This is a genomic window from Streptomyces sp. NPDC001027 (assembly GCF_040299045.1).
GTDB lineage: Bacteria > Actinomycetota > Actinomycetes > Streptomycetales > Streptomycetaceae > Streptomyces.
The window spans coordinates 1-5,017 of record NZ_JBEPBI010000391.1 but is presented as its reverse complement, the minus strand read 5'-3'; the positions used below and the strand labels follow the sequence as shown (position 1 = coordinate 5,017).

Sequence of the window (5,017 nt, the reverse complement as noted above, 5' to 3'; positions counted from 1 at the left end):
GCATGGACCCGGCCGCCGTCGACGCCGGTCTGCAACTGGCCCTGCTGTGGGCCGAGGAAGCCTGCGGCGGCGCCTTCCTGCCCATGGGAGCGGAAGAGGTCCGCGTGCACGTGTGCGGCCCGTCGAAGGAGCCGGCGTCGTGTGTGGTGCTCGCCCGGGAGGCGGATCCGCTGCGCCCCCTGTGCGATCTGGCGCTGCTGGACCGTGAGGGCACGCCGCTCGTGGAGCTGCTGGGGCTGAGCCTGGTACGCCGTCCCGACACGGCCGCCATACCCGCCACGCCCGTCACGACCGCCACGGCGGGGGCCGTACCGCAGAACGCGGAAGGCAGGAACTGAAGGCATGGACTTCGAACCGATCGCCGTCGTCGGACGCGGCTGCGTGCTGCCCGGCGCGCTGGACCCCGAGCAGCTCTGGCAGAACATCCTGGCCCGCGAGGTGAGTCTCGGGCCGGTGCCGGAGGGACGGTGGAGGCTTCGCCCGCACTGGGCCATGGGCCGGCCCGCGGACGCCGTCGACCGCACATGGAGCGATGTCGGCGGCTACGTGCGGAACTCCGCCGCAGCCGACTTCGCCGAGGAGTTCGCACGTCTCGGACGCCTTGCGCCCTCGCCGGACACCGCCGACCTCGACCCGCTCTTCCCGTGGACGCTGCGCGGGGTGGGAGCCGCCCTGAGCGAGGCCGGCCAGGAGCGGCTGCTGGACCGGGCGGGACTGATCATGGGCAATCTGTCCTACCCCTCGACGGGTCTGGCCCGCTACGCCGAGGAGGTCTGGCGGGGCTCCGAGGGCCGCGGGACCCACCCGTACAACCGGTTCGTGTCGGGGCTTCCGGCGCATCTGGCGGCCCGGGCGTTCGGGCTGGGGCTCGGCGGGCTGTCGCTGGACGCCGCCTGCGCGTCCTCGCTGTACGCCGTGGCCCTGGCCTGCCGGCGGCTGCGGGACCGGCAGGCCGATCTGATGGTGGCCGGCGGGGTCAACCGAGCGGACGACCTCTTCCTCCACGTCAGTTTCTGCAGCCTGTCCGCGATGAGCCGCACCGGGCGCAGCCGCCCTTTCCAACAGGGCGCCGACGGGCTGGTGCCCGCCGAGGGAGCCGCGTTCGTGGCTCTGATGCGGCTGGACGACGCCATGGCCGCCGATGCGCGGATCCTGGGAGTGATCCGCGGCGTGGGTCTGTCCAACGACGGGCGGGGCCAAGGGCTGCTCGTGCCGTCCGAGGAGGGCCAGCGGCGGGCCATGGAGCAGGCCTACCGGGAGGCGGGAGTGTCCCCCGAGAGCGTGGGCCTGCTCGAATGCCATGCGACGGGCACCGCCTTGGGCGACACGGTGGAGGTCCGCAGCAGCGGCCGGGTCTTCGCCGACGCGGACGATCTGCCGGTGGGGTCGGTCAAGTCCAACCTCGGCCATGCGATCACCGCCGCCGGCGCGGCCGGACTGCTCAAGGTGCTCGCCGCCCTGGACAGCGGCGTCCGCCCCGCCACGCTGGGCATCGACGAACCGCTGGCGGACCTGGCAGCGACGCCCCTGCGCCCGCTGCGGGAGACGGAGGAGTGGACCGGACCGCGGCGCGCCGCCGTCAGCGCATTCGGCTTCGGCGGCAACAACGCGCATGTGATCGTGGACGCCTGGACCGGCGACAGCACCCGCACCGTGGCACCGCCCATGCCGCCCGTGCCCTCCGCCCCGCCGCGGCCCGAGACGGAGCCGCCGATCGCGATCGTCGCCGTCGGAGCACGGGTCGCCGACGGGGTCGGCGCCGCGGACCTGGGCCGGACCCTGATGCGGGGCACGCCCCGCTCCGGCCGGCGCTCCACGATCGACGTGGCGCTGGACGGTCTGCGCTTCCCGCCGCTCGACCTGCACGACACCCATGCCCAGCAGTTGCTGGTGCTCGAGGCGGCGCGGGAGGCCGCCGCCATGACCGTTCTGCCACGTGAGCGCACCATGGTGCTCGTCGGCATGGGCTGTGACCCGGAGGCGGCCCGCCACATCGCTCGCTGGCGGGTCCCGGAATGGCTGCTCGGGCCGGGGGAGGCGGAGGCCGACCGGGGCCGTACGGAGCGACTGCGCGACGCGGTACGGCCGGCGCAGACGGCGGCCGCCGTGATCGGGGCGATGCCCAATGTCGTCGCCAACCGGATCAACTCGCAACTCGACCTGGCCGGAGCCAGCTTCACCGTGAGCGCCGAGGAGGCGTCCGGCGTGGCCGCCCTGGAGACCGGGGCACGAGCACTGCGTGCGGGGGACGCCGACGCCGTCCTGGTGGGGGCGGTCGACCTGTCGTGCGAGCCGGTGCACCGGGCGGCGCTCTCGGAGCTGGGGCGCGACACCGAGCCTGGTGATGCGGCCGTCGTCCTCGTGCTCAAGCGGCTTGCGGACGCCCGCGCGGTGGGGGACACCGTTCTGGCGGTGCTGGAAGGAGACGGCGCCGGACCCGTCGGCCTCACGGTGGGCGACCCGCTGCCGGACGCCGACGGTGCGGACGCGCCGGACGACCGATTCGACCCGTGCGCACTGTACGGCCGGGCGCATGCCGCCAGCGGCCTGCTGTCGGTGGCGGTCACCGCGCTGGCCCTACGTCATCGGGCACGCCCCCGGAGCGGCGCGGCGGCGACGCCGGCGCTGGACGACGTGCAGGGCGCGGCCGCCTGCGTGCCGTTGGCCGGCGCACCCACCACGATCCGGCTGCGCGCCGGGGACGTCGCGCCCTTCGTCGACGAGCCGCTGCCCCGTCTGCACGTGTATTCCGGGCGGGACCGCGCCGAGGTGCTGTCCGCCTTGGCGGCGGGCCGGGAGTCCGATGAGGGACCGGCACGGCTGGTGCTGTGCGCGGCCGACGCGGCGGAACACGCGGATCTCACGGAGCGTTCCCGCCGATGGCTTCTCGGCCAGGGGGTGCGGCCCGCGGACGCCGCCTTCCAGGAGCGGCCGGTGGAGGGCGAGATCGCCTTCGTGTACTCCGGCGGTTCGATGGCCCACCGCGGCATGGGCCGGGAGGCGATGCTCGCCTTCCCCGCACAGCTGGACGCCGTCCGCGAGCGCTCGGGCGATCTGCGGGCCGTCGTCGGCTGGGCCTTCGCCTCCGAGGACGCCGGTCCGCCCCACCCGCTCGACCAGATCGGCGGCGCCTCCGTCCTGGGCCAGCTGCACACCCGCATCACCCAGGACGTGCTGGGCCTGCGTCCGCAGGCGGCGCTCGGCTACTCGTCGGGCGAATCCGTCGCCCTGGCCGCACTCGGGGCCTGGCGGGATGTCTCCCCGCTGCTGACCGAGGCCCGCGGCTCGCAGCTCTTCACCCGTCTGGTCGCCGGTGATCTGGAGGCGCCGCGCCGGGCGTGGCGGCGGCTGGGTCTGGAGTCCCGCACATGGGCCAGCCATGTGGCGGAGGCCTCGCCGGAACGGGTACGGGCTGCGCTGGCCGGCGAACCGGCCGTGCATCTCATGGTGGTCAACGCTCCGGACTCCTGCGTGTTCGGCGGCGCGCAGGAAGCCTGCGAGCGCGTGCTGAAGCGGCTTTCGGGCGTGCCCACGTTGGCCATCGGATACCAGATCGCGGCCCACGTCCCCGAGGTGGAGGAGGTGCGCCAGGAGTGGCGGGACCTCCATCACCTGCCCACGCATCCGGTGCCCGGCGTGCGGTTCTACACCTGCTCCTCCGGGGAGTGGTACAGCCCGACCGCCGACACGGCCGCGGACGCGGTGACCGCGCAGGGGCTCGGGAGCATCGACTTCGCCCGCACCGTCCAGCAGGCCTGGGACGACGGCGTGCGGATCTTCGTCGAGCACGGTCCCCGCAACCAGTGCTCCGGCTGGATCGGCCGCACCCTCGGCTCCCGCGAGCACCTCGCGGTCGCGATGGACGCCCCGGAAGGGCGGGGAATCCGCCGGCTCTTCCACGTGGCCGCCGAGCTGACGGCGGCAGGGGTGCGTGTCGACGCCGACGCGCTGTACGACTGTCTCGCCGCGGGCGGCCGGCTTGAGGCGACCCCCGCCCGACGGCAGCTGACGTTGCCCGCGCATCCGCCGGAGATCCGGCTGCCCCTACCGGCGCCCTTCACGGAGGCGCAGACTCCCGAACCTGGCCTGCCGCTGCGTACGGAGGCGACAGCTCCCGCGCCCGGTCCGTCGCTGTCCGCGGAGGTGATGGCTCCGGCTCCTGGTCTGCCGCTGCCCGCAGAGGTGATGGCTCCGGCTCCTGGCTGGTCGTTGCCCACCGAGGTGACGGCTCCGGCTGCTGGTTGGTCGGCGTCCGCGGAGGCGGCTCCCGCTCCCGGTCTGCCGTTGCACACCGACGTGCTGGCTCCCGCTCCCGGTCTGCCGTTGTCCGCGGAGGTGATGGCTCCCGCTCCCGGCTTGGCGCTGCCCGGCAGGGCGGAGGCGGTCGCGCCGCTGCCCCCGGCCCGCGGCAGTCACGGCGGCGCCGAAGCCGCTCCGCAGCACGTGGTCCCGGTCTCCACGCAGGCCGTGCCCCCGGCTGCCGTGGCGTCTCTCCCGCCCACCGTCGGCACGGTGACCGGGCAACGCACCGGTGTCGCCGGTCCGGACCTCACGGCGGTGGTCGCGACCCACGTGGCCTCGGTCGCCCGGGCCCACCGACAGTTCCTCGCCACCCAGACCTGGATCCACACCACGTATCTGGCCTCCCTGCAACAGGCGGCGGACCTCGCGACGCGGGCCGGTGCGTCTTCGCCGACGGCGCCGCGCCTGTCCGCCCCTCCCGCGAGCGTCGTACCGACCGCAGGCATGGCGCCGACGGCCGAAGCGCCCCCGCCCGGGACGTCGACGGCGCCTGCCTTTGAGGCGACGCCTCCCGCCCCCGCCCCGCCCGCGGCAGCGCCCGCCGCGCCCCTGCCAGGCCCGGCGGCTCCAGCCGGACGGGATGCGGCATCGGCGGACCGGTCCCGCACGCCGACGGGGCCGTCCTTCACCAGGGCCCAACTGGAGCGCCTGGCCGTCGGCCGGGGCGTGCATCGGTTGCCGTCGCATCGGAGGTGATGCGTGGACCTGCAGGTTC

The 5,017-nt window shown here is 75.0% G+C and carries 2 protein-coding genes; both read left to right on the top strand.

The genetic code is table 11. The features are described 5' to 3' along the window. A partial coding sequence (locus tag ABT300_RS41300) for a polyketide synthase dehydratase domain-containing protein (protein ID WP_351687532.1) occupies positions 1–338 on the top strand: 338 nt, incomplete at its 5' end. A 4-nt stretch (positions 339–342) separates the two neighbouring features. Next, a complete protein-coding gene (locus tag ABT300_RS41295; RefSeq protein WP_351687530.1) occupies positions 343–4,998 on the top strand; it encodes a beta-ketoacyl synthase N-terminal-like domain-containing protein in 4,656 nt (1,551 codons plus the stop codon). Positions 4,999–5,017 lie beyond the last annotated feature (19 nt).

Coding starts and splice junctions, on each gene's coding strand:
- ABT300_RS41295 (WP_351687530.1), top strand. CDS start 343: ATGGACTTCGAACCGATCGCCGTCGTCGGACGCGGCTGCGTGCTGCCC.